We start from the raw sequence: 21644 nt of genomic DNA on the forward strand, positions 1-21644 counted from the left end.
GGTCCGTTTCGGTCCTTTATGACAGCCTTTTTGGCTTTCGAACATCGTGACAGAGCTGAGGCCAATTAAAGTGTAGCGTCCTCTTTTGTTCGGCGCGCCAGCATGATAATGTAATCATTCATTTCCTTTCGCGGCGCTCAGGCCACCGGTCCATCCAAAGGAAGAGTCATGGTCACCAAGAAGACGGGCAGAAAGCGCGCTCGCAGCGCCGTCACCCCGCCCCCAGTTGCGGGGGCGCCGAATCAGAGCGAGCAAATCGCGCGCACCCTGGTCAAAACGGTTATTGCACTGCCGCTGCTCGACAAGATGAACGCCGAGACCGCCACCCGCCTCATGGATCCAACGATCGCGCCAGTCCTCTACGACGTCATCATCGATCTGCACCAGGAGTATCCGAAAGGGCGCGACGAAGCGCGCAAGTGGGTGATCCAGGCCATCAACCACATCTTCCAGGCGCGGAACATCGCGACCGGTCCCGCAGGGGAGCGCATCGATGTCGAGAAGAGCTCCTACACGAGCCAGTATCTCTTCGCGCGGCTTTCCGGCGGCGTGATCCGCGATCTGGTGGTCGCCGATGGGGAGCCGAAGACGATCGCCGACACAGACGTAAAGCGGACGTCGGGCCCTCACGCGATCTTCCAGATCTGGGAGGACTTCAAGGTCCATCCGCTCATCTGCGGTTCGATTTCGACCATGAAGGCCGATGCGGCGCGCGCCGCGTTCCGGGCCGAAGGCGGCGACATCGTCTGGGCAGTTATCGACTCAGGGATCCAGGGCGACCACGTTCATTTCAAGCAGCACGGCAACCTGGAAGGGCAAGTCAAGGAGTGGCACAAGGACTTCACCGGCGAAGGAAACGCGCTCGACGACGGCTTCGGCCACGGTACGCACGTCGCGGGGATCATCGCTGGCGAGGTCGCGGCGTGCGAGAAGGATCCGCACCCCGATATCGTCGCCTACACCCGGTTGCTGAAGCCCGATGGCGACCAAACTGAGCGCGAGCTCAGCTACGAGCGCCTGAAACTGGCATCGATCTGTGGCATGGCGCCGAAGACCAAGCTGGTCAGCCTGAAGGTGATCGGTGCCGACGAGCAGGGCGCGGTTTCAAACATCATCGCAGCGCTCGCATACATCCAGACGATCAACGCCAACGGCCGGCACATACGCATCCACGGCATCAACCTGTCGGTCGGCTACGCCTTCGATCCCGAGTGGTTCGCGTGCGGACAGAGCCAGCTGTGTGTCGAGGTCAACCGCTTGGTGCGTTCGGGCGTCGTGGTGGTCGTGGCGGCCGGCAACACTGGCTACGGCACCGTCGCAACCGAGTTCAATGCCGCGCGCAAGACCGGCCTCGCGCTGTCGATTAACGATCCCGGCAACGCGGATGGCGCGATCACGGTGGGGTCGACCCACCGCACCATGCCGCACGTCTACGGCGTGTCCTATTTCTCGTCGAAGGGTCCGACTGGCGACGGGCGCATGAAGCCCGACCTCGTCGCGCCGGGCGAGAAAGTGGTCTCGTGCGCATCGGGCAAGCTACGCGACCACATCGCCGCGAAGCTGGAAGACGGTGTCGTCCCGACCTACATCGAGAGCACCGGCACGAGCATGGCCGCGCCCCATGTCTCCGGCGCGGCAGCGGCGCTGTTGTCGGTGAAAAAGGAGTTCATCGGCCTGCCGGAGCGAGTGAAGGAGATTTTCGTCGCTACCGCGACCGATTTGCGCCGCGAGCGGCATTTCCAGGGTGCGGGCCTGATCGACTTGATGCGTGCGATCCAGTCCGTTTGACATAACTCAATGGCAGGAGATAACAATGGCTGACTTATCAGGATTCCCGTTCTTCCCAGTCGAGTTCGACAAGCAAGGCAATATCCACGACCCGGCTCAGCCGGCGGCGCTTGAAGCACATCTCGCGAAAGGCGGCACGACCGACCTCATAGTGTTCTCACACGGCTGGAACAACGACATGGACGAGGCGAGCCAACTCTATGCCGACTTTTTCGCGAGTGCGCGAGCGGTGCTCGATACCGGCAAGGTGCCGGGCGCTGCGGCGCGCACGTTCGCCGTGCTCGGTGTGCTATGGCCGTCGAAGAAGTTCGCCGACAAGGAACTCATCCCGAGCGGCGCGGCGGGCGCCGGGTCGACGGTGGAGATCGACGACCTGCGCGACAAGCTGCGCGGTCTGCACGGCACGTTTGACGCCCCGGACGCCGACCAGAAGCTCACCGACCTGGAAAAGCTGCTGCCCAAGCTCGAGGATAGCGCAAGCGCGTGCAAGACATTCGTCGACGGTGTGCGCGGGCTGATGAAACCGAGCGCGGGCGACGATGCCGATGCGGCGAAGCTGTTCTTCTCGATACCTGCGGGCGATCTGTTCACCAAGCTGCAGCAGCCGGTCTCGTTCACCGCAATCGCGGCCCCAGCGGGCGGAGGCGGGGCCGCGACCATCGGCGACACGGGTGGCGCTGCCGGCCTCGGAAGCTTTTTTAGCGGTATTGGCTCGGGCGTGCGCAACCTGCTCAACCTCACCACCTACTACCAGATGAAGGAGCGCGCCGGACTCGTGGGCGCAGTCGGCGTGAACCCACTCGTCTCCGGGCTCAAGAAGAAATACCCGGCACTGCGTTTGCATCTAGTCGGCCACAGCTTTGGCGGTCGGCTGGTCACCGCGGTTGCCGCTGGCGCCGACGATGCTAGCGTGATCAAGGCGAACTCGCTCAGCCTACTGCAGGCGGCGTATTCACATTACGGCCTGGCGCAGAAGTGGGACGGGCAGCAAGACGGCGCCTTCCGGCGCGTCGTCGCCCTGGGCGTCATCTTGGGACCGACGATCATCACCTGCACCGCGAACGACAAAGCGGTCGGTCTGGCTTATCCGATCGCGTCGATCGTCGCCGGCCAGGTCGCGGCTGGCCTCGGTGACGAGAACGACAAGTACGGCGGCATAGGACGCAACGGTGCCCAGAAGACCCCGGAGGCGGTGAAGGCGGAGCTGCTCGACGTCGGCGGCGCCTACGCGCTCACGCCGGGAAAGATCCACAACCTGCGCGCCGACCCGTTCATCTCCAGCCACAGCGACATCACCAACAAGCAGGTGGCCTATGCGGTGCTGACGGCGATTGCGGCGACCTGAATCCGAAAGTCTCGAAGATTCTCAGGGCAACAGTGCGGGGTACGGGTGGCGGCCGCAGAAGGCGCAGGTCAAGTCTTGCATTAACACATTCCGCCTGAAACCCAGTTCAAAACAATTAGAATCATTGGGCTCAGCATCAAAGAGTCAAATGGTCACAAGGCGGAAAAATGGTATCGCCTCGCCGCCGAGCAGGGTTACCCCGATGCACGAGCCAGCCTGGAGATCCTTTATAGCGGGGCACTGCTACACCACCATATGACGGAAAAAAGCCGACAGCTAACTTCCGAGTAAAATCCAGCGATGCCGTGGCGAACTACAAGGGAGGACTAATATCGCCCGTGCTGCTTGCTGATGTAGTTGGTCAGTTCAACATACTGGTTATTCATGCGCCGCACGATGGCATGCACCGAGCGAACGATGGAGCGCATCACGCGGTACACGATCAGGGGATCGGTGTTGAGCAGCGCTTCAAAAGACTCGCGGCGCAGAGTGAACACTTCGGTATCGCCAATCGACGTCAGGGTTGCGCTGTGTTCCAGTCCGTCGATAAAGCCCAAAGCACCCGCCAAATCGCCTGTCTTGAGGATATGCAGGGTGGCTGACTCGCCTCCCCCGCTCTCTTTGACTACGGCGAGCATGCCGCTCATGACCACATGCAGACTGTTGTCGCTATGTCCCTCCTGAATCAAAACCTCCCCGTCTTTCAAACGGCGGGTTTCGATAACCTTGGCTAATACCCTGCACTGCTCATCGGCCAACTCAACCGCAAAGGGCGAGGAACGGAGAATGTCATACTTGATCTGGTCACTCATAGAGAACCTATCCGGTGATGAATAAGTGCTTGATTATAGCCAAGCGGTGGGCAACCGCAACGCCCTACAATCTTAGACCATATTTTCCAATATGGCACGCTTAACGGACTCCAGCGTTGCCTCGACGGTATGCACCGGGGAGGTGCTCTGACTGATGGCAATGTCCGGGTCCTTTAGACCATGGCCCGTGAGGGTACACACCACCTTGCTGCCCTCGGGAATCTTGCCCGATTTGATATCGCGCATCGCACCTGCCAGCGAGGTCGCCGAAGCAGGCTCGCAGAATACGCCTTCCTTCAGAGCAAGCAACTTCTGCGCGGCGAGAATCTCCTGATCGGTGCATTCGTCAAACCAACCGTTGGACTCCTCTCTTACCTTCCACGCCTTGTCCCAGCTTTGCGGATGGCCGATGCGAATCGCCGTAGCCACGGTTTCGGGATTATCGACCGGCTGGCCGCGCATGAACGGGGCAGAACCGGCCGCTTGATAACCCACCATGCGCGGACGATTATTAGCGATGCCGTGCTCCTGGTATTCCTTATAACCCATCCAGTGGGCGGTAATGTTGCCCGCGTTGCCGACTGGCAGACAATGGAAATCCGGCGCGCACTCCAACTCTTCGACAATCTCAAAGGCGGCAGTCTTCTGGCCTTGCAGACGGAAGGGGTTAATGGAGTTGACGATAGTAACCGGCGCCTCCAGTGCGACATCCTTGACCAGTTGCATGCCGACATCGAAGTTGCCCTTGATCTGGATCACGCAGGCGCCGTGGATCATCGCCTGAGCAAGCTTGCCAAGCGCGATTTTCCCATCGGGGATCAGCACGAACGAAGCGATCCCCGCGCGCGCCGCATAGGCGGCAGCGGCAGCAGAGGTATTGCCGGTGGAAGCGCAGATGATGGCGCGGCTGCCCTCCTCCACCGCCTTGGTCACCGCCATGGTCATGCCACGGTCCTTGAACGAACCGGTGGGATTAAGGCCTTCATATTTGACGTAGATGTCTACTTCTTTTCCCAATAGGCGCGGGATATTGTTTAGCCGGATCAGCGGGGTATTACCCTCGCCGAGGCTGATGATGCGCGTGTCGTCATGGACGGGAAGGCGATCGCGGTATTTGTCGATCAGACCGGTGTAGCGGGGGCGGAATGGCATAAATAAACCTCAGAAATAAATTTCGAATGATCGGCTTGTATCAGGAATCGCAGCGCCCTGTCAGGCGGCAACCTCGATGTATTCAACATGACTAGAGGGCAGGGGGATAGCAAAACCATCCTCACGCAACCCGGACAGATGGAATTCAATGGCCTCACGAATGGCGCACTCGACTTCCTCCACGGTTGCGCCCGTAGCTACACAGCCGGGCAGATCGGGGACATAAGCAGAGTAGTTGCTTTCGATTTTTTCGATCACAATGGCATAGCGCATAATTGAAACCTCATTTCTTCAAGCCGGCTTGTCATCTGCTCTGTGATTCATGTCAGGTGTAGGTTGGGTCCGCTTCTCTTGACCCAACTTACACCTGACTGTATCTTTTTTCACCGAGAGAGAAAATTTTTCTTGACTTTTCATGAAGATATGCTTAAATATCAACAACATACGAAATAACCCATGATATGTTGTCACATTAATAATTCTTTATAATCTGAGCCAAATCATCTACCTCAGAAATTAAGTTACTGGGCAATTAATCCAGTACACATCCACTTCTTACTGCATATCCTGCTTAGTTACATCTCACCTTTAAAATTCTCTTTATTTGTTTTCCGCAGCCTTGCGCACAAAGTCAGCAAGGTTAAACACTCTTCATTGATCAACTAACGAAAGGTAAAACACACCATGAAGATTCCAACCAAGAAGAAGATATACATGCAAGTAGCAGTAACAATAATATTAATATCAAAATTAATAGTAATACTAAATTTAGAATTAAATTTAAATATTAATGTTAATATTTTTAGCTAGCACAATAACCTTCACTAAAAATCAACCTCCCAAAATCTACATCCTTGGATTCATCCTTACTTAAGTTAATCGCCACCTCCGATATCTTGCTAGACTTTGCGCAAGAGTGTAGGTTGGGTCAAGGAGCGCAAGCTCCGGACCCAACGAATCACAACCTGGAGTAATGTTGGGTCCGCTTCGCTTGACCCAACCTACATTTTCAAATCTCCATGCGCTCCGCGGCTCACCCCTTCAAAGACTCCACCCGCATCCTCATCACCGGCCCCGCCATCGTTCCCAGCGCCTCGATACAGCGGATGGCTTCGTTCATCTGTCTCTCGCAGATGCGGTGGGTGAGGATCACCACGGGCACCGTGTCGTCACCGCCGTTGGCCGGCGCCTTTTGCAGCATGGCCTCGATGCTGATGTTTTGATCGGCGAGAATGCGCGTCACGTCGGCCAGTACGCCGGGGCGATCTTGCGCCTGCATGCGCAGGTAATAGGCGGTTTCCACCTTTTCCATGGGCATAATCGGCAGGTCGGACAAGGCGTCTGGCTGGAACGCCAGGTGCGGCACACGGTTTTCCGGGTCGGAGGTGAGGGTACGCACCACGTCCACCAGGTCGGCCACCACTGCCGAGGCGGTGGGCTCGGCGCCCGCGCCCGCGCCGTAAAACAGCGTCGGGCCAACAGCGTCGCCCTTCACCAGTACGGCGTTCATTACGCCATCGACGTTGGCGATCAGGCGGCGATGCGGGATCAGCGTGGGATGCACACGCAACTCAATGCCTTCTTCGGTACGGCGCGCAATGCCCAGATGCTTGATGCGATAACCAAGCTCCTCAGCATAGCCTACGTCCTGGCGAGTGATGCGGGTGATGCCTTCAGTGTAGGCCTTATCGAATTGCAAGGGGATGCCGAAGGCAATGGAGGCGAGGATGGTGAGCTTGTGCGCCGCATCGATACCCTCCACGTCGAAGGTGGGATCGGCCTCGGCGTAACCCAGACGTTGCGCCTCGGCCAGCACATCGGCGAAATCACGCCCCTTATCACGCATCTCGGTGAGAATGAAATTTCCAGTGCCATTAATAATGCCCGCCAGCCATTCGATGCGGTTACCGGCCAGGCCTTCGCGAATCGCCTTGATGATCGGAATGCCGCCCGCCACTGCGGCCTCGAAGGCTACCATCACGCCCCTTTCGCGGGCTGCGGCGAAGATTTCGTTACCATAACGGGCGATCAGCGCCTTGTTGGCGGTCACTACATGCTTGCCGTTGGCGATGGCGCGCAGCACCAGGTCACGCGCCTGATCCGTGCCGCCGATCAGTTCGACGATGACCTGGAGATCGGGATTATTGACCACCTCGAAAGGATCTTGAGTGAGCTTGATACCGGTAGTATCGCAGATGCGCGACTTGCTCAAGTCCCGCGCGCTGGCGTGGACAACCTCGATACCACGACCAGCACGGCGCATAATCTCCTGGGCGTTACGCGCCAACACCTTGACCGTACCGCCGCCAACTGTACCCAAGCCCAGCAGACCTACTTTTACTGGATTCATGTTCCCGTCCCCAACAATATTCCGTCTTTCTTGAACATATCGCGTATACCGCGTATCGCCTGGCGGGTGCGGTGTTCATTCTCGATCAAACCGAAACGCACGTGGTCATCGCCATACTCGCCAAAACCAATGCCCGGCGCCACTGCGACCTTGGCATCTTCCAACAGTCTCTTGGAGAATTCCAGCGATCCGAGGTGACGGTACTGCTCGGGAATCAGCGCCCACACAAACATCGTCGCCTTGGGCAACTCTACCGGCCAGCCCAGGGCATTGAGGCCGCTGCACAGCACGTCGCGGCGACGTTTGTACATATCGGAAATCTCTTTTACGCACTCTTGCGGCCCTTCCAGGGCGGTAATCGCCGCCACCTGGATGGGCGTGAACATGCCATAATCGAGATAGGATTTCATGCGCGCCAGCGCCGCCACCAGCGTGGGATTGCCGACCATGAAGCCGACGCGCCAGCCCGGCATGTTATAGCTCTTGGACAGCGTGAAAAACTCCACCGCCACCTCTTTTGCACCCGGCACCTGCATGATGGACGGCGCCTCATAGCCATCGAACACGATATCGACATAGGCGAGGTCATGCACCACCCATATCTTGTGCTCGCGCGCGATGGCGATCACCTTTTCGAAAAACGGCAGATCCACGCACTGAGTAGTGGGGTTGCCTGGGAAGTTGAGCACCAGCATCTTGGGGCGCGGCCAGCAGTCCTTAATCGCCTTTTCCAGCTCGGCAAAAAAATCCCCGCCCGGCACCAGCGGTACATGGCGGATATCCGCGCCCGCAATCACGAAACCATAGGGATGGATGGGATAGGCGGGATTGGGCACCATCACCACGTCGCCCGGCCCCATGGTGGCAAAGGCGAGATGCGCCAGACCCTCCTTGGAGCCGATGGTGACGATAGCTTCGCTGTCCGGGTTCAGATCCACGCCGAAACGACGCTGATACCAGGTGCAAATCGCTTTGCGCAGACGTGGAATGCCTTTCGATACTGAATAACGGTGCGTGTCGCCACGCTGGGCGGCCTCGACCATCTTGTCCACGATATGCTTGGGCGTGGGCTGATCGGGATTGCCCATACCGAAGTCGATGATGTCCTCCCCGCGCGCGCGCGCCTTGGCCTTCAATTCACCAACGATATTGAAGACATAGGGGGGAAGGCGCTTAATTCTGGCAAATTCGTTGTTCAAGCTGGTTTATCCAAATAACTTCCGAGAAAAAACAAGACGCGCGGCGAAAACAGCAGCCGACACGTCAAAACTTTAAACATTACCGATGCCAGGCGAAACTGTCAATGATCGAAGCTGGAAATGGCTTGGAAATCAGGAGCGGGACACATAAAACTACCATGAAGAGACGTGAAAATTTTACCGTGAAAGCCATTGACAAAAAAACCTAAAGGGAGATGATGTACGTTCGATAACGTGTGCTGGTGATCAGGCGAAACAAGCACAACCACCGCCTGATCACATTCTCTTCCCTCAAAATGGAGCTTGATATGGCAAAGAACAAGACACTGACCACGGCTAACGGCATTCCCGTCGCAGATAATCAGAATACACTAACTGCCGGCGCACACGGACCGGCGCTGCTACAGGATTATCATCTCGTCGAAAAAAACGCACACTTCAATCGCGAGCGCATCCCGGAGCGGGTGGTTCACGCCAAAGGCGCGGGCGCCTATGGCTATTTTGAGGTTACCCATGATGTGGCGAAATGGACCAAGGCCAGATTCCTGGAAAAAATCGGCAAGAAAACTGAGGTATTCTTGCGTTTTTCAACTGTAGGTGGGGAAAAGGGCTCCGCCGACACCGATCGTGACCCGCGCGGCTTTGCCCTGAAGCTCTACACTGAAGACGGAAACTACGACATCACCGGCAATAACACGCCGGTATTTTTCTTGCGTGACCCGCTCAAATTCCCCGACTTCATCCACACCCAAAAACGCAATCCGCAGACCAACCTGAAAGATCCTGATGCCTTTTGGGATTTTCTGTCGCTCACGCCAGAAGCGCTGCATCAGGTGACGATCCTCTTCTCCAGCCGCGGCACCCCCAAGTCCTACCGGCATATGGACGGCTTCGGCTCGCATACCTTCATGTGGATCAACGCAGAAGGCAAAGGCGCGTGGATCAAGTACCACTTCAAGACCGAGACCGGCATCCAGAACCTGACACGGCAAGAGGCGGGGCATCTGGCGGGCGAAGATCCTGATCATGCCACGCGCGACCTGTTCAATCACATCAAAGACGGTGGTGAGGCGGCATGGAAACTTCACGTGCAAATCATGCCTTTCGAGGACGCGCCGAAATACCGCTTCAACCCCTTTGACGTGACCAAGGTATGGCCGCACAAGGATTACCCACTGATCCCGGTGGGACGTCTGGTGCTCAACCGCAACCCGGAAAATTATTTTGCCGAGGTCGAACAAGCGGCATTTTCACCTGGCAACATCGTGCCGGGCATAGGTTTCTCGCCGGACAAAATGCTGCAAGGGCGCATCTTTGCCTATGGCGACGCGCACCGCTACCGTCTGGGCGCGAACTACCAGCTTCTGCCCGTCAACCGTCCACACGCCGCCGAAGCGGTCAACCACCAGCGCGATGGCGCTATGCGTTTCGACGGCAATGGCGGCACAAGCCCGAACTACGAACCCAACAGCTTTGACGGCATCAAGGAAGCGCCCCAGCACGCGCCCTTCCCCTTACCCGTCGAAGGCGTGGTTGGCCATCATGCACCATCGCACGACGATGACTATGTGCAAGCAGGCAATCTGTACCGCCTGATGCCGGAGACAGAAAAGGCCATGCTCGTCGACAACATCGTCACCCACCTCAAAAATGCCCGCAAGGACATCCAAATCCGCCAGGTCGCGCACTTCCGTGGCGCGGACGAGGATTATGGAATGCGCATCGCCAAGGGGCTGGGTTTATAGAAAAAGGGGGTTATTAAGCATTAACCGATGCCCCGGTAAAATCTCAAGCGTGAGGTTTTACCGGGGTTTCTGTAAGATAGGGGAGTTACTATCACTGGACGCCTGCCGCCATGCAATTCAACCTGGAACGCGACCCTCGCACCCACACCTTTATTTCCTACGCCCCCGGACAGGTGGTTGTCACCATCCCCTGGCGGGAAGGCGATGACACCCCCCTGCTCGTAGACCGCGACGGCGAAGTGCGCGGGCGCATCCGTCACGAAACCTTGACCACCAGCATCATTGTGATGCCCGACCAGCTAATAAGAGACTGGCCGCCGAGCACCCCCGCCGAAATAACCGCCGCCCATTTTGAGGCCGTCGCCGAGTTGCAACCCGAAGTCGTGCTGTTCGGCTCCGGCGCGCGCCTATGGTGGCCACCCAGCGCCCTTCTTGAACCATTTATCAAGCGCGGAATAGGCATAGAGGTAATGGACACCGCAGCGGCGTGCCGCACGTACAATATCCTGGTCTATGAAGCGCGCAATGTCGCAGCAGCGTTGTTGATGATCTGACCTGTAGTGGCCCACAGAAAACACGGAGGAAAGGCCATAACCAAGATCTCCGACAGGACACGAACCCTCGTCATGAAGGGGCGGGAGTTACATTGCTAACGGCTTATTCCAATTCCAGTTCAATCAGAGAATTAATATATGCCCCACAGTAAATTTGCTCTCTGAGCAACTCTTTGATTGGCTGTGTTTCAGGAACGACAGCCATCGTTGATACTAGAGCTTACACCACAGCCTACAGAAATCTCCGGTTGTCCTTATAGTAATTAATCAACCCGTTGGTCGACGCATCATGACTACGAACTTCTTCATCACCCTTCAACTCCGGAAAAATGGCTTTCGCGAGCTGCTTGCCCAGCTCGACACCCCACTGATCGAATGAATTGATGTTCCAGATAATGCCCTGCACAAAGATTTTATGCTCATAAAGAGCGATAAGCTCGCCCAATGACTTGGGCGTAATTTTTTGAAGAATGAAGGAATTGGTGGGTTTGTTGCCCGCGAACACTTTATGAGGCAAGAGTTTTTCCAGCGCTTCGCCGCTCGTACCTGCCGCCTCCAATTCCGCACGCGCTTCGGCGGTGGTTTTGCCCTTCATCAATGCCTCGGGCTGGGCGAAGAAGTTGGACAGCAGGATGGCGTGGTGCTCGCTGACGGGGTTATGGGTTTCAATAGGCACGATGAAATCGGCGGGGATGACGCGCGTGCCCTGGTGAATGAGCTGGTAGAAGGCATGCTGGCCGTTGGTGCCCGGCTCACCCCAGATAATTGGGCCTGTAGCATAATCCACCTTCTCGCCATCACGGGTGACAGATTTGCCGTTACTCTCCATGTCGCCCTGCTGAAAATAGGCGGAAAAACGATGCAGATATTGATCGTACGGTAAGATGATGTGCGTCTGCGCGCCAAAGAAATTGTTATACCAGATGCCGAGCAAACCCAGGATCACTGGCATATTCTCTTCCAGTGGTGCGGAGCGAAAATGTTCATCCATCTCATGCGCACCGCTGAGTAGTGCCTCGAAATTTTCCATGCCGATATAGATGGCGATAGACAGGCCGATTGCACTCCATAGCGAATAACGCCCACCGACCCAATCCCAGAATTCGAACATGTTGCGGGTGTCGATGCCGAACGCCGATACTTCTTTGGCATTCGTCGATAAGGCGACAAAGTGTTTTGCGACAGCGGATACGTCACCTGCGGATTTCAGCAGCCATTGCTTTGCCGCAAGCGCATTGGTCAGTGTTTCCTGTGTAGTGAAGGTTTTCGAGGCCACGATTACCAGGGTGGTTTCGGGGTTGAGATGTTTCAGCGTCTCGGCGATATGCGTACCGTCAATGTTCGAGACAAAATGGACGTTGAGTCCTTCTTTGCCATAGGGCTTGAGGGCCTCGGTTACCATCACCGGCCCCAGATCCGAACCGCCGATGCCGATATTCACCACGTCGCTGATCGGCTTGCCGGTATAGCCCCGCCATTCGCCACTGCGCACTGCATCGCTGAACGCCTTCATCTGCGCCAGCACCGCATTCACATCGGGCATGACATCCTTGCCATCGACCATAATCGGTCGATTGGCGCGGTTACGCAGAGCGATGTGCAGCACCGCACGATTTTCCGTGATATTGATTTTTTCGCCGGAGAACATCCCACTGATCCAGCCCGCGAGATCAGCCTGACGCGCCAGATCCATCAACAGGGAAAGCGTCTCACGCGTGATGATATTTTTTGAATAGTCGAGAAAGATATCGCCGGTTTTCAGCGAAAATTTTTCGAAGCGTTGCGCGTCTTGAGCAAACAAATCACGCATATGGACACGCGCCATAGTGCGATGGTGCGCGCTCAACGCCTGCCAGGCATCCGATTGCGTCAGTGCAGACATTCTTTCTCCCTATCTTCCTTAGGGTGGGTGATGCCCACCTTGTTTAACCCACACAGTCCATAAACCCCAAAACCGTTTGCCCTGAACCTGTCGAAGGACCGTTTATGGTTCGACAAGCTCACCACGAACGGCATTGTGCAGAAATCGTTTAGTACGCTTCCAGGTTGCCTCCATCCACATCCAGCGAATGCCGCCAGAACTGATCCTCGCGGTCAAACAGGCGATACGTGCCGCGCGGCCCCCACGTGCCTGACGGATAGGTATTGATGAACTCGCGCTCCATGGACCACACCTTGAGAATCGGGTCCACTACGCGCCACGCCCACTCGATCTCATCATAGCGCAAGAACAGCGAATGATCACCTCGCATGGCGTCAAGCAGCAGGTCTTCGTAGGCGTCATATTCCCGGTCATCGTCCTTGCGGTAGGAAGCATCAAGACCGATAGTGCGGGTATGCATTTCAAGGCCAGGTACTTTGACTTGCAGCTCCACTCTCATGGCCTCACTGGGCTGAATACCCAGCATGATCCAGTTTGGCGTGAGTGGTTCATGGTGCGTGTGCCGCAACAAGTGTTGCGGTGGATTTTTGAGGCGGATATAGATCGCCGAACTTCCTTCTATCATACGTTTGCCTGTACGCAGATAAAACGGTACGCCCTTCCACCGCCAGTTATCGATGTAGAGTTTTAGCGCAGCGTAGGTCTCGGTGGAACTATCAGACGCCACGCCCTCCTCCTCAAGATAACCCGGCACAGGCTTTCCGTTCACTGTGCCACGGGCATATTGCGCGCGGAAGGCATGGGCATGCACGGCGTTCTGCGGGATGGGGCGGATGGCCTTGAGCACTTTAACCTTCTCATCACGCAACGATTCGGCATCCATCATCACTGGCGGCTCCATCGCCACCAGCGTCAGCAATTGCATCAAATGGCTCTGAATCATGTCACGTAGTGCGCCCGCGCCTTCGTAATAATCCGCGCGCGCCTCGATACCCAAGGTTTCAGAATGTGTGATCTGCACATGATCGATGTAGTTGCGATTCCACAATGGCTCCAGCAGCAGATTGGCGAAGCGGAACACCAACACGTTCTGCACCGTGCCCTTGCCAAGGTAGTGATCAATGCGGTAGATCTGATTCTCGTTTAAATGTTTGCTCAACCCCTGTTGCAGGATCTGCGCACTGAGCAAGTCATAGCCAAAGGGTTTTTCGATCACCACCCTGCGCCAGCCGTTTTTCTCTACAAGCAAACCGGCCCCCGTCAACTTCTCGATCACCGAGCCAAATTCGGCAGGGCGGATCGACATGTAAAACATCGCATTGGGCGGAAAATTCGGATCTACATCAAGCGTCTGCTGCAAACGCTGATAAGCATCTGCATCGTCCAAATCACCCTCATGGTAGTACAACCGCTCACGGAAACGCTCGAAAGCCTTTTCATTGAGGCCATGCGGAAATTTTTCGCACAGCATACCGGACACTTCATCTATCCACTGCTCGCGTTGCCAAGGACGGCGCGCGAACGCAAGTATGACCATTTTGTCAGGCAACCGCCCCGCCACCTCCAACTGGAACAGCGCGGGTATCAGCTTGCGTCGCGCCAGGTTCCCGGTGGCACCGAATATCACCAGAGTGCAAGGATCAATCATCTTATTCACCCGCGCTCTTGATGGCGTGTCCGCCAAAGGCATTCCGCATCAAAGACAACAGGCGATAAGGATAACCCTCTTTGTCCTGGCTCGCGAACCGCATCTGCAACGCCAGCGTCATGACCGGCGTTGCAACACCCTGGTCAATGGCCTCCACCGCTGTCCAGCGTCCCTCACCGGAGTCCGCGACGTAGGGCGCGATATTCTCCAGCGTCTGACCACCATTCTTCAACGCCTCCGCCGTGAGATCGAGCAGCCAGCTCCGTACTACAGAACTGTGCCGCCATAGCTCAGTGATTTTTGCCAGATCCAGCGCAAACTCCTCTTTGCCACGCAGCAAGGACAGCCCTTCGGCGAAGGCCTGCATCATGCCGTATTCAATGCCATTGTGGATCATTTTGGTGAAGTGGCCGGCGCCTACCGGCCCGACATGCGCCCAGCCGCGATCTGGCGCGGGCGCCAACACTTTGAGCGCCGGTTCCAGCACTGCCGCCACTTCTGGCGTGCCACCCACCATCAGACAGTAGCCATTATCCAAGCCCCAGATACCGCCCGACGTGCCCGCGTCCATGAACCCGATGCCGTGTTCCGCCAACCACGCACCTCGGCGCTCGCTGTCGTGATAGTTGGAATTGCCTCCGTCCACCACGACGTCACCCCTGGAAAGCAGCGGGATCAAATCACGAATCTGCTGCTCGGTCGGCTCTCCGCTGGGCAACATTATCCATACCACGCGCGGCGACGGCAGTTGTTGCACCGCCTCGGCCACCGATGCCGCAGGGATCATGCCCTCTTCGGCGGCGATTTTCTTGACTATGTCTTGTGATCGGTTGTAACCCACCACCTCAACACCACCCCGGCACAAACGACGCGCCATGTTACCGCCCATTTTACCCAATCCTATCAATGCCATTTTCATGATTTTTTCCCTCTGGGTTATCCCTGCTGTGGTTAGAAGACAATGCCTCTATATCGCCACGTCCTGATAGTTACTTTAATTGAATATCGGGCCGGAGGAAATGACAAAGAAAATTACTGGAAGAATGGGAGGACGCGCGTCCCGCTACGCAAGCGGTTATTAAAGAGATAACACGGGAGAAGAAGCATGGCTCACTGGACGTGAGCCGCAAGACTATTCTAGGATTTGATCATGTTAGTCAGTGCGAGAGGGTTCGTTGCACTGCAACAAACGCCCGAGGCCATGGACGGCATCGGGCTGGGAATTCTCTTGCCCTAAAGGAATTTGGTCGGGGCGAGAGGATTTGAACCTCCGACCACCACCACCCCAAGGTGGTGCGCTACCAGGCTGCGCTACGCCCCGATTTTTTGGTACACCCAGTGGACCTCAACTGGGATGATGCGAGGGGGCTAATGATACTTCAAATGCACATCTGATAACAAACAAAAAATGACATTTATTCGGTTCTGCACCGCACTTAATTTTGCGGCCGAAATAACGCAGCATCGCGCAACAGCCGATCACCCTTTCAAAATATATAGCAACTCTTCTAGTTCATGCTGCATTTGCTGAACAATCTGCTGGCTATGAGTAACGTCGCTTTTCGCGCTGTCTCCTGACAAACGTTGGCGCGCACCGCCGATAGTGAAACCGTGTTCATAGAGCAAACTGCGGATCTGGCGCACCATGATCACGTCCTGCCGCTGATAATAACGCCGGTTACCGCGCCGCTTGATAGGCTTGAGCTGGGGGAATTCCTGCTCCCAGTAGCGCAACACGTGCGGTTTGACGTCGCACAGGTCACTCACCTCACCGATGGTGAAGTAGCGTTTGCCGGGAATGACCGGCAGTCCGTTATGGCTGCTGGCTTCCAGCATACGCCTCTACCCGCGCTTTTAATTTCTGACCAGGATGGAAGGTTACGACACGGCGCGATGTGATCGGAATCTCCTCGCCTGTCTTGGGGTTACGTCCAGGGCGCTGCCGCTTATCGCGCAGATTGAAATTACCGAAACCGGAGAGCTTGACCTGCACCCCTTTGGCCAACGCGTCGCGCACCTCCTCGAAAAACATTTCCACCAGCTCTTTGGCTTCACGCTTGTTCAAGCCAAGGTCTTCGAACAATTTTTCGGCCAATTCCGCCTTTGTCAACGCCATGATTCTAGTCTCTCAATTTAGCGCCAAGGTCCAACCCAAGCTTGTTTAACACTATTTCCATGAGGCTGTTAACATCCTCATCCGTAAGAGTGCGCGAAGAATCCTGCCACGTCAAGCCCAAAGCAAGGCTTTTTCTTCCAGGATCAATGCCTTTGCCGCGATATACGTCAAACAACTGCACGTTTTGCAACAGCGTACCAGCCACGCCGACCACGCAATCATGCACGGCCTGCGACGAAACAGCCTCATCCACGATGATAGCAATATCACGGCGGATTGCCGGGTATTTGGATATTTCATGAAAACGCGGCAACCTAGCTTGCCCGATAGCCGACAAGCACAATTCAAACAGCAATACTCTCCCCGTCAAGCCTAATTCACGCTCCACGACAGGGTGAACAGCACCTATCCAACCCACCAGATCACCGTCGCGCCGGGTAATGGCGGCGGATTGACCAGGATGAAGCGCCGGGTGTTGCCTGGCAGCAAAAATAAACTCATCTGAACACGCGGTCAATCCCAGCAAGGCTTCGACATCAGCCTTGAGATCATAAAAGTCCGCAAGCCGCATCTGCTCGCCCCATTGCTCCGGACAAAGGTTGCCAGTAACAACCCCCGCGACCATTTTTTCTTCTTTAATTCCATTGTCTTGCGGCAAGAATCTCACGCCCGCCTCAAATAGCCTGATCCGCCCCTGCTGACGATTTTGGTTATACATCAGCGCCTGTATCAGGCCCGGCCAGAGGCTGGTACGCATCACTGCCATATCCGCCGAAATCGGGTTAGCCAACGCCAAGGGTGTGGTTTGCGGATCCAGCACGCGTTGCAAAGCGGAATCGACAAAACTATAGGTGATCGCCTCCTGATAGCTTCGATCTATCAATATCTGACGCATCCGCCCCACATCAATACGTGACTCCGGTTGTGAATGAATGGTCAACGGCCCCACGGGCCGGGCGCTGGGGAGTTCGGTGTAGCCGTGAATCCGCCCGACCTCTTCGATGAGATCGGCCTCGATAGCAATATCAAAGCGGAAACTCGGCGGAGTAACCTGCCAATCTTCCCCCTCGTGAGCCACCCCCATACCAAGCCGTACCAAGATGTCGGAGACCTGATAGCCAGGAATAGCCACCCCCAGCAAACGGCGCACGCGCGCGGCGCGCAGCTTGATAGGCTTTCGCTCAGGCAGATGTTCCTGGGCCACGGCCTCGACCACCGGCCCCGCCTGCCCCCCCACAATTGCCAGCAACAAGGCGGTGGCACGTTCCATGGCGCGCCGCGGCAGGTTCGGATCAACCCCGCGCTCGAAGCGGTGCGATGAGTCAGTATGCAGTCCGTAGCGGCGCGCATGGCCGCTCACCGCCGCCGGCGCAAAGAAGGCGCTTTCCAGAAACAGCGTGTCCGTCACGTCACTGATCGCCGCGTCCAGCCCGCCCATGATCCCGGCGATAGCCTGCGGCTGACGCTGATCGCATATCAGCAAAGTGCCCGCATCGAGGGTGACCTGCTGTCCATCCAGTAGCGTGATAACCTCCCCTGCGAGCGCGTACCGCACATGGATGCTGCCGCTCAGCTTCGCCAGATCAAAGGCGTGCATCGGCTGGCCCATTTCCAGTAGAACGTAATTGGTAACGTCCACCACCGGGCCGATGCTGCGCACACCGCTACGGCGCAGACGTTCGCGCATCCACAACGGCGTCTCGGCGCTCGGATTGACGCCCTTGATGACGCGTCCCACATAACGCGGGCACGCAGCGGGGGCGGCGACTTCAATGGGCAAAATATCTGTGATGGTAGCAGGCACCTCAGCGATAGACGGCGCGGCCACAGTCAGCCGGTTCAACACCGCCACCTCGCGTGCAATCCCGGCGATACTCAGGCAATCACCGCGATTGGGCGTAATCCCCAATTCGATGCTGGCATCGTCGAGATGAAGATAGACGCGCACATCCGCACCGGGCAGGGTGTCGGGCGGCAAGACCATCAAACCATTAGCATTCTCTGCCAGACCCAGTTCCTTGGCGGAGCACAACATACCAAAGGATTCGACACCACGCAGCTTCGCCCGCTTGATCTCCAGCCCGCCGGGGAGCTGCGCTCCAACCAGTGCAGCGGGCACACGCAGCCCTACCTGCACATTGGCTGCACCACACACGATCTGCAATGGCTGCGCCTCACCGATATTCACCTGGCACACCTTGAGACGCTCGGCATCCGGATGCGGCGCAACCACCAGCACCTCGCCTACTACCACCTTTGAAAAGGCAGGCGCGACAGGCTCAATGGCATCGACTTCCAAGCCAGCCATGGTCAACTGCGCGGATAATTGTTCGGTGGTGATAGCGGGATTCACCCATTCCCGCAACCAGTGTTCGCTGAATTTCATGATGCTTTACCGTATAAGAACATTAACCCTAAAAAACTCAGCCATCCACGAAAATCACAAAAAACACGAAAATATTCAAACGCATATCGCGATATTACTTGCCACCTGTCCAGTGAATTGCTGAAAAAATCCATGTTTTTGTTTTATTTCGTAACAACGTGCCTTTCGCGGACAAAAAGCGGTTTTCAAGTTACCCAAACTGCCGCAAAAAGCGCAGGTCGTTTTCAAAAAACAGGCGCAGGTCGTTGACGCCATAGCGCAGCATGGCGAGACGCTCCACCCCCATACCGAAGGCAAAGCCGGTGTACTGCTCATTATCGATGCCGACGTTGGCAAACACCTGGGGATGGATCATGCCGCACCCCAGCACCTCCAGCCAGCCGGTATGCTTGCACACCCGGCAACCGCTGCCGCCGCACATCACGCACTGGATGTCCACCTCTGCCGAAGGTTCGGTAAAGGGAAAGTAGGAGGGACGAAAACGGGTATTGAGATCCTGCTCGAAAAAGCCACGCAAGAAATCGTTGAGCATCCCCTTCAAATCGGCGAAGCTCACATTTTCGTCGATCATGAAACCTTCCACCTGATGGAACATCGGGGTATGCGTCAGATCGGAATCGCAGCGATAGACGCGCCCGGGGGCGATCACCCGCAGCGGCGGCGGACGGTCTTGCATTACATGGATCTGTACCGGCGAGGTATGGGTGCGTAACAGGGTGTGGGCGTCGAAATAAAACGTGTCATGCATCGCGCGCGCCGGATGATGCGCTGGAATATTCAGCGCCTCAAAGTTGTAATAATCGCTCTCCGCCTCCGGTCCTTCGGCCACCTCGAAACCCACTTGGGCAAACAACTGCTCGATACGCTCAAGGGTGCGCGTTATCGGATGCAGACCACCTGACACTTGCCCCCTTCCGGGCAATGTTACATCAAGCGTTTCCGCCGCCAATTTGGCCGTAATCGCCGCACTCTCGATAACAGCGAGTCGCGCTTCAATGCTGGCCGTCACCGCTTCCTTGGTGGCGTTGACAGCCTGACCCGCCTTAGGTCTTTCTTCAGGCGAGAGATTGCCTAAACTCTTAAGGTATTCAGTAAGCAGGCCCTTTTTACCGAGATAACGTACCCGGGCCTGATCAAGATCGGACAAACTCTGTGCCTGCGCGATCTCTTTTTCGGCCTGCTGTACAAGCTCTGTCAGCTCTTGCACTAAAATATCCCCGCATGATGTAGTGTCAAATACCGGTGCGCATGGCGCACCCTACAATTGTGACTTCAACCCAGATTATCCATTAGCCCTAAAACCGTTCGCCCTGAGCCTGTCGAAGGGCCGTCCATGGTTCGACAAGCTCACCACGAACGGCGGTGTACTCCCTATTTCGCCTAACGGACAACCTGGGCTCGATCCCTAATAACAAAATAGGGGAAAGGTTTTGGCCTTTCCCCTGTCTTTATCGCTTCAACCGCCACCGAGATGGCGAATAATCACATCACTATTTTCAGCTCGACAGTCCAGCCTTGGCCTTTTCCGCCAATAGGGCAAATGCAGCCTTGTCATAGACCGCGATATCAGCCAAAACCTTACGGTCGATTGCCACAGCGGCCTTATTCAGGCCGTTGATCATACGGCTGTAGGACAGGCCGCACTCACGCGAGGCGGCGTTGATACGGGTAATCCACAGGGCGCGGAACTGACGCTTCCTCTGGCGGCGATCACGGTAGGCATACTGGCCGGCCTTGATGACGCTCTGGGTTGCTACGCGGAAGACACTGTTGCGTCTACCACGATGGCCCTTGGCCTGATCGATAATTTTTTTGTGTCTGGCGCGGGCGGTAACGCCACGTTTTACTCTTGGCATAGCTTAATTCCTCGTTCCTTAACTGTTGGGCAGCAGACGGTTAAGTCCTGCCACATCGGATTTGTCCAGCATCGAGTTATGACGCAGGTGCCGTTTCCGCTTTGAACTCTTTTTAGTGAGGATGTGGTTACGGAACGATTGTTTGTGTTTAAAGCCGCCAGAGGCCGTGCGCTTGAAACGCTTGGCCGCGCCGCTATTGGTTTTCAACTTAGGCATTAAAATAACTCCGCATTCGTTAAATAAAAATGTTTGCTTTGCAGGAGCGCCAACACCCTAAAGGGCACCATTACCGCTCCTACTTCTTGGGGGAAAGAACCATCACCATCTGGCGGCCTTCCATTTTCGGGTGTTGTTCAACAACACCGACTTCCGCCAGATCGACTTCAAGCCGTTTTACGATCTTGAACCCGAGTTCTTGGTGCACCAGCTCTCGGCCACGGAACCTGATGGTTACCTTGGCCTTATCCCCTTCACTCAGGAAACGTATCAGGTTGCGTAGTTTTACCTGATAATCCCCTTCCTCCGTCCCTGGTCGAAACTTTACTTCCTTAACCTGGATTTGCTTCTGTTTCTTTTTCGCCGCATGGCGCTTCTTGCTTTCTTCAAACAAGAACTTGCCATAATCCATAATGCGGCATACGGGAGGCGTCGCGTTCGGGACAATCTCCACAAGATCCAGCTCGGCCTCGATAGCCATTTGCAGCGCCTCTCTCGAGGTAACCACGCCTACCATCTCTCCATCGACTCCGATCAGGCGAACCTGCGGGGACCTTATCTCATCATTGAGGCGAACCTCTTTGTCAGCGGCGAT

19 protein-coding genes and 1 tRNA gene are annotated in these 21644 nt (G+C 56.2%); 4 read left to right on the forward strand and 16 right to left on the reverse strand.

Annotated elements, in window-relative coordinates:
• The first annotated feature begins 168 nt into the window (after positions 1-168).
• Positions 169-1788 carry a S8 family peptidase gene (locus M3A44_12220; GenBank protein MEQ6342380.1) on the forward strand — a complete coding sequence of 540 codons (1620 nt, stop codon included), beginning with the start codon at positions 169-171 and terminating at the stop codon, positions 1786-1788.
• A 25-nt stretch (positions 1789-1813) separates the two neighbouring features.
• Positions 1814-3133 (forward strand): hypothetical protein, encoded by a 1320-nt coding sequence (locus M3A44_12225; protein ID MEQ6342381.1) that lies wholly within the window; start codon positions 1814-1816, stop codon positions 3131-3133.
• A gap of 326 nt (positions 3134-3459) precedes the next feature.
• Here the strand turns inward: M3A44_12225 and M3A44_12230 are convergent, their stop codons facing one another.
• The 5 genes from M3A44_12230 to alaC all read right to left on the reverse strand — a co-directional run bounded on the left by M3A44_12230 (position 3460) and on the right by alaC (position 8646).
• The gene (locus M3A44_12230; GenBank protein MEQ6342382.1) at positions 3460-3945 is read right to left on the reverse strand and encodes a cyclic nucleotide-binding domain-containing protein; all 486 of its coding nucleotides are present in this window, start codon (positions 3943-3945) and stop codon (positions 3460-3462) included.
• 72 nt (positions 3946-4017) lie between these two features.
• Positions 4018-5097: a threonine synthase gene (gene thrC, locus M3A44_12235; protein ID MEQ6342383.1), complete on the reverse strand. Its 1080-nt coding sequence runs from the start codon at positions 5095-5097 to the stop codon at positions 4018-4020.
• A 60-nt stretch (positions 5098-5157) separates the two neighbouring features.
• Entirely contained in the window at positions 5158-5370 is a 213-nt protein-coding gene (locus tag M3A44_12240) for a type II toxin-antitoxin system HicB family antitoxin (protein ID MEQ6342384.1), read from the reverse strand.
• 760 nt (positions 5371-6130) lie between these two features.
• Entirely contained in the window at positions 6131-7447 is a 1317-nt protein-coding gene (locus M3A44_12245) for a homoserine dehydrogenase (GenBank protein ID MEQ6342385.1), read from the reverse strand.
• The gene (alaC, locus tag M3A44_12250) at positions 7444-8646 is read right to left on the reverse strand and encodes an alanine transaminase (protein ID MEQ6342386.1); all 1203 of its coding nucleotides are present in this window, start codon (positions 8644-8646) and stop codon (positions 7444-7446) included. Before alaC ends, M3A44_12245 begins: the two co-directional genes overlap by 4 nt.
• A 308-nt stretch (positions 8647-8954) precedes the next feature.
• On the opposite strand from alaC, the gene M3A44_12255 reads away from it, so the two are divergent.
• Together M3A44_12255 and M3A44_12260 are read left to right on the forward strand one after the other, a co-directional pair.
• Positions 8955-10391 (forward strand): catalase, encoded by a 1437-nt coding sequence (locus M3A44_12255; protein ID MEQ6342387.1) that lies wholly within the window; start codon positions 8955-8957, stop codon positions 10389-10391.
• Between the two features lie 110 nt (positions 10392-10501).
• Complete coding sequence (locus M3A44_12260; GenBank protein ID MEQ6342388.1) at positions 10502-10945, forward strand: Mth938-like domain-containing protein; 444 nt, start codon at positions 10502-10504, stop codon at positions 10943-10945.
• A 232-nt stretch (positions 10946-11177) separates the two neighbouring features.
• Here M3A44_12260 and pgi read toward each other — a convergent pair whose 3' ends face one another.
• The 11 genes from pgi to infC form a co-directional block, all read right to left on the reverse strand.
• On the reverse strand, positions 11178-12827 hold the full coding sequence (gene pgi / locus M3A44_12265) for a glucose-6-phosphate isomerase (protein MEQ6342389.1): 1650 nt from the start codon (positions 12825-12827) through the stop codon (positions 11178-11180).
• 148 nt (positions 12828-12975) lie between these two features.
• Positions 12976-14475: a glucose-6-phosphate dehydrogenase gene (zwf, locus tag M3A44_12270; protein MEQ6342390.1), complete on the reverse strand. Its 1500-nt coding sequence runs from the start codon at positions 14473-14475 to the stop codon at positions 12976-12978.
• Between the two features lies 1 nt (position 14476).
• Complete coding sequence (gene gnd / locus M3A44_12275) at positions 14477-15394, reverse strand: decarboxylating 6-phosphogluconate dehydrogenase (GenBank protein ID MEQ6342391.1); 918 nt, start codon at positions 15392-15394, stop codon at positions 14477-14479.
• A 325-nt stretch (positions 15395-15719) separates the two neighbouring features.
• Positions 15720-15796 (reverse strand) — tRNA-Pro (locus M3A44_12280).
• Positions 15797-15954: 158 nt separating this feature from the next.
• On the reverse strand, positions 15955-16311 hold the full coding sequence (locus M3A44_12285) for a MerR family transcriptional regulator (GenBank protein ID MEQ6342392.1): 357 nt from the start codon (positions 16309-16311) through the stop codon (positions 15955-15957).
• On the reverse strand, positions 16289-16594 hold the full coding sequence (gene ihfA, locus M3A44_12290) for an integration host factor subunit alpha (protein MEQ6342393.1): 306 nt from the start codon (positions 16592-16594) through the stop codon (positions 16289-16291). The genes M3A44_12285 and ihfA overlap by 23 nt, the downstream gene beginning before the upstream one ends.
• Before the next feature lies 1 nt (position 16595).
• Complete coding sequence (gene pheT, locus M3A44_12295) at positions 16596-18977, reverse strand: phenylalanine--tRNA ligase subunit beta (GenBank protein MEQ6342394.1); 2382 nt, start codon at positions 18975-18977, stop codon at positions 16596-16598.
• Positions 18978-19167: 190 nt separating this feature from the next.
• Positions 19168-20184: a phenylalanine--tRNA ligase subunit alpha gene (pheS, locus tag M3A44_12300; GenBank protein MEQ6342395.1), complete on the reverse strand. Its 1017-nt coding sequence runs from the start codon at positions 20182-20184 to the stop codon at positions 19168-19170.
• Positions 20185-20473: 289 nt separating this feature from the next.
• On the reverse strand, positions 20474-20833 hold the full coding sequence (gene rplT, locus M3A44_12305) for a 50S ribosomal protein L20 (GenBank protein MEQ6342396.1): 360 nt from the start codon (positions 20831-20833) through the stop codon (positions 20474-20476).
• Between the two features lie 18 nt (positions 20834-20851).
• A complete protein-coding gene (gene rpmI, locus M3A44_12310) occupies positions 20852-21049 on the reverse strand; it encodes a 50S ribosomal protein L35 (protein ID MEQ6342397.1) in 198 nt (65 codons plus the stop codon).
• Between the two features lie 79 nt (positions 21050-21128).
• The gene (gene infC, locus M3A44_12315; GenBank protein MEQ6342398.1) at positions 21129-21644 is read right to left on the reverse strand and encodes a translation initiation factor IF-3; all 516 of its coding nucleotides are present in this window, start codon (positions 21642-21644) and stop codon (positions 21129-21131) included.

Source organism: Gammaproteobacteria bacterium (assembly GCA_040183005.1).
Lineage (GTDB): Bacteria > Pseudomonadota > Gammaproteobacteria.

Excerpts from the sequence above, each read along its gene's own strand:
- zwf (MEQ6342390.1), bottom strand. The coding sequence starts at position 14,475 with ATGATTGATCCTTGCACTCTGGTGATATTCGGTGCCACCGGGAACCTG.
- rpmI (MEQ6342397.1), bottom strand. The coding sequence starts at position 21,049 with ATGCCTAAGTTGAAAACCAATAGCGGCGCGGCCAAGCGTTTCAAGCGC.
- pgi (MEQ6342389.1), bottom strand. The coding sequence starts at position 12,827 with ATGTCTGCACTGACGCAATCGGATGCCTGGCAGGCGTTGAGCGCGCAC.
- pheT (MEQ6342394.1), bottom strand. The coding sequence starts at position 18,977 with ATGAAATTCAGCGAACACTGGTTGCGGGAATGGGTGAATCCCGCTATC.
- gnd (MEQ6342391.1), bottom strand. The coding sequence starts at position 15,394 with ATGAAAATGGCATTGATAGGATTGGGTAAAATGGGCGGTAACATGGCG.
- M3A44_12255 (MEQ6342387.1), top strand. The coding sequence starts at position 8,955 with ATGGCAAAGAACAAGACACTGACCACGGCTAACGGCATTCCCGTCGCA.
- thrC (MEQ6342383.1), bottom strand. The coding sequence starts at position 5,097 with ATGCCATTCCGCCCCCGCTACACCGGTCTGATCGACAAATACCGCGAT.
- M3A44_12225 (MEQ6342381.1), top strand. The coding sequence starts at position 1,814 with ATGGCTGACTTATCAGGATTCCCGTTCTTCCCAGTCGAGTTCGACAAG.
- M3A44_12285 (MEQ6342392.1), bottom strand. The coding sequence starts at position 16,311 with ATGCTGGAAGCCAGCAGCCATAACGGACTGCCGGTCATTCCCGGCAAA.
- M3A44_12240 (MEQ6342384.1), bottom strand. The coding sequence starts at position 5,370 with ATGCGCTATGCCATTGTGATCGAAAAAATCGAAAGCAACTACTCTGCT.
- M3A44_12230 (MEQ6342382.1), bottom strand. The coding sequence starts at position 3,945 with ATGAGTGACCAGATCAAGTATGACATTCTCCGTTCCTCGCCCTTTGCG.
- M3A44_12260 (MEQ6342388.1), top strand. The coding sequence starts at position 10,502 with ATGCAATTCAACCTGGAACGCGACCCTCGCACCCACACCTTTATTTCC.
- M3A44_12245 (MEQ6342385.1), bottom strand. The coding sequence starts at position 7,447 with ATGAATCCAGTAAAAGTAGGTCTGCTGGGCTTGGGTACAGTTGGCGGC.
- rplT (MEQ6342396.1), bottom strand. The coding sequence starts at position 20,833 with ATGCCAAGAGTAAAACGTGGCGTTACCGCCCGCGCCAGACACAAAAAA.
- M3A44_12220 (MEQ6342380.1), top strand. The coding sequence starts at position 169 with ATGGTCACCAAGAAGACGGGCAGAAAGCGCGCTCGCAGCGCCGTCACC.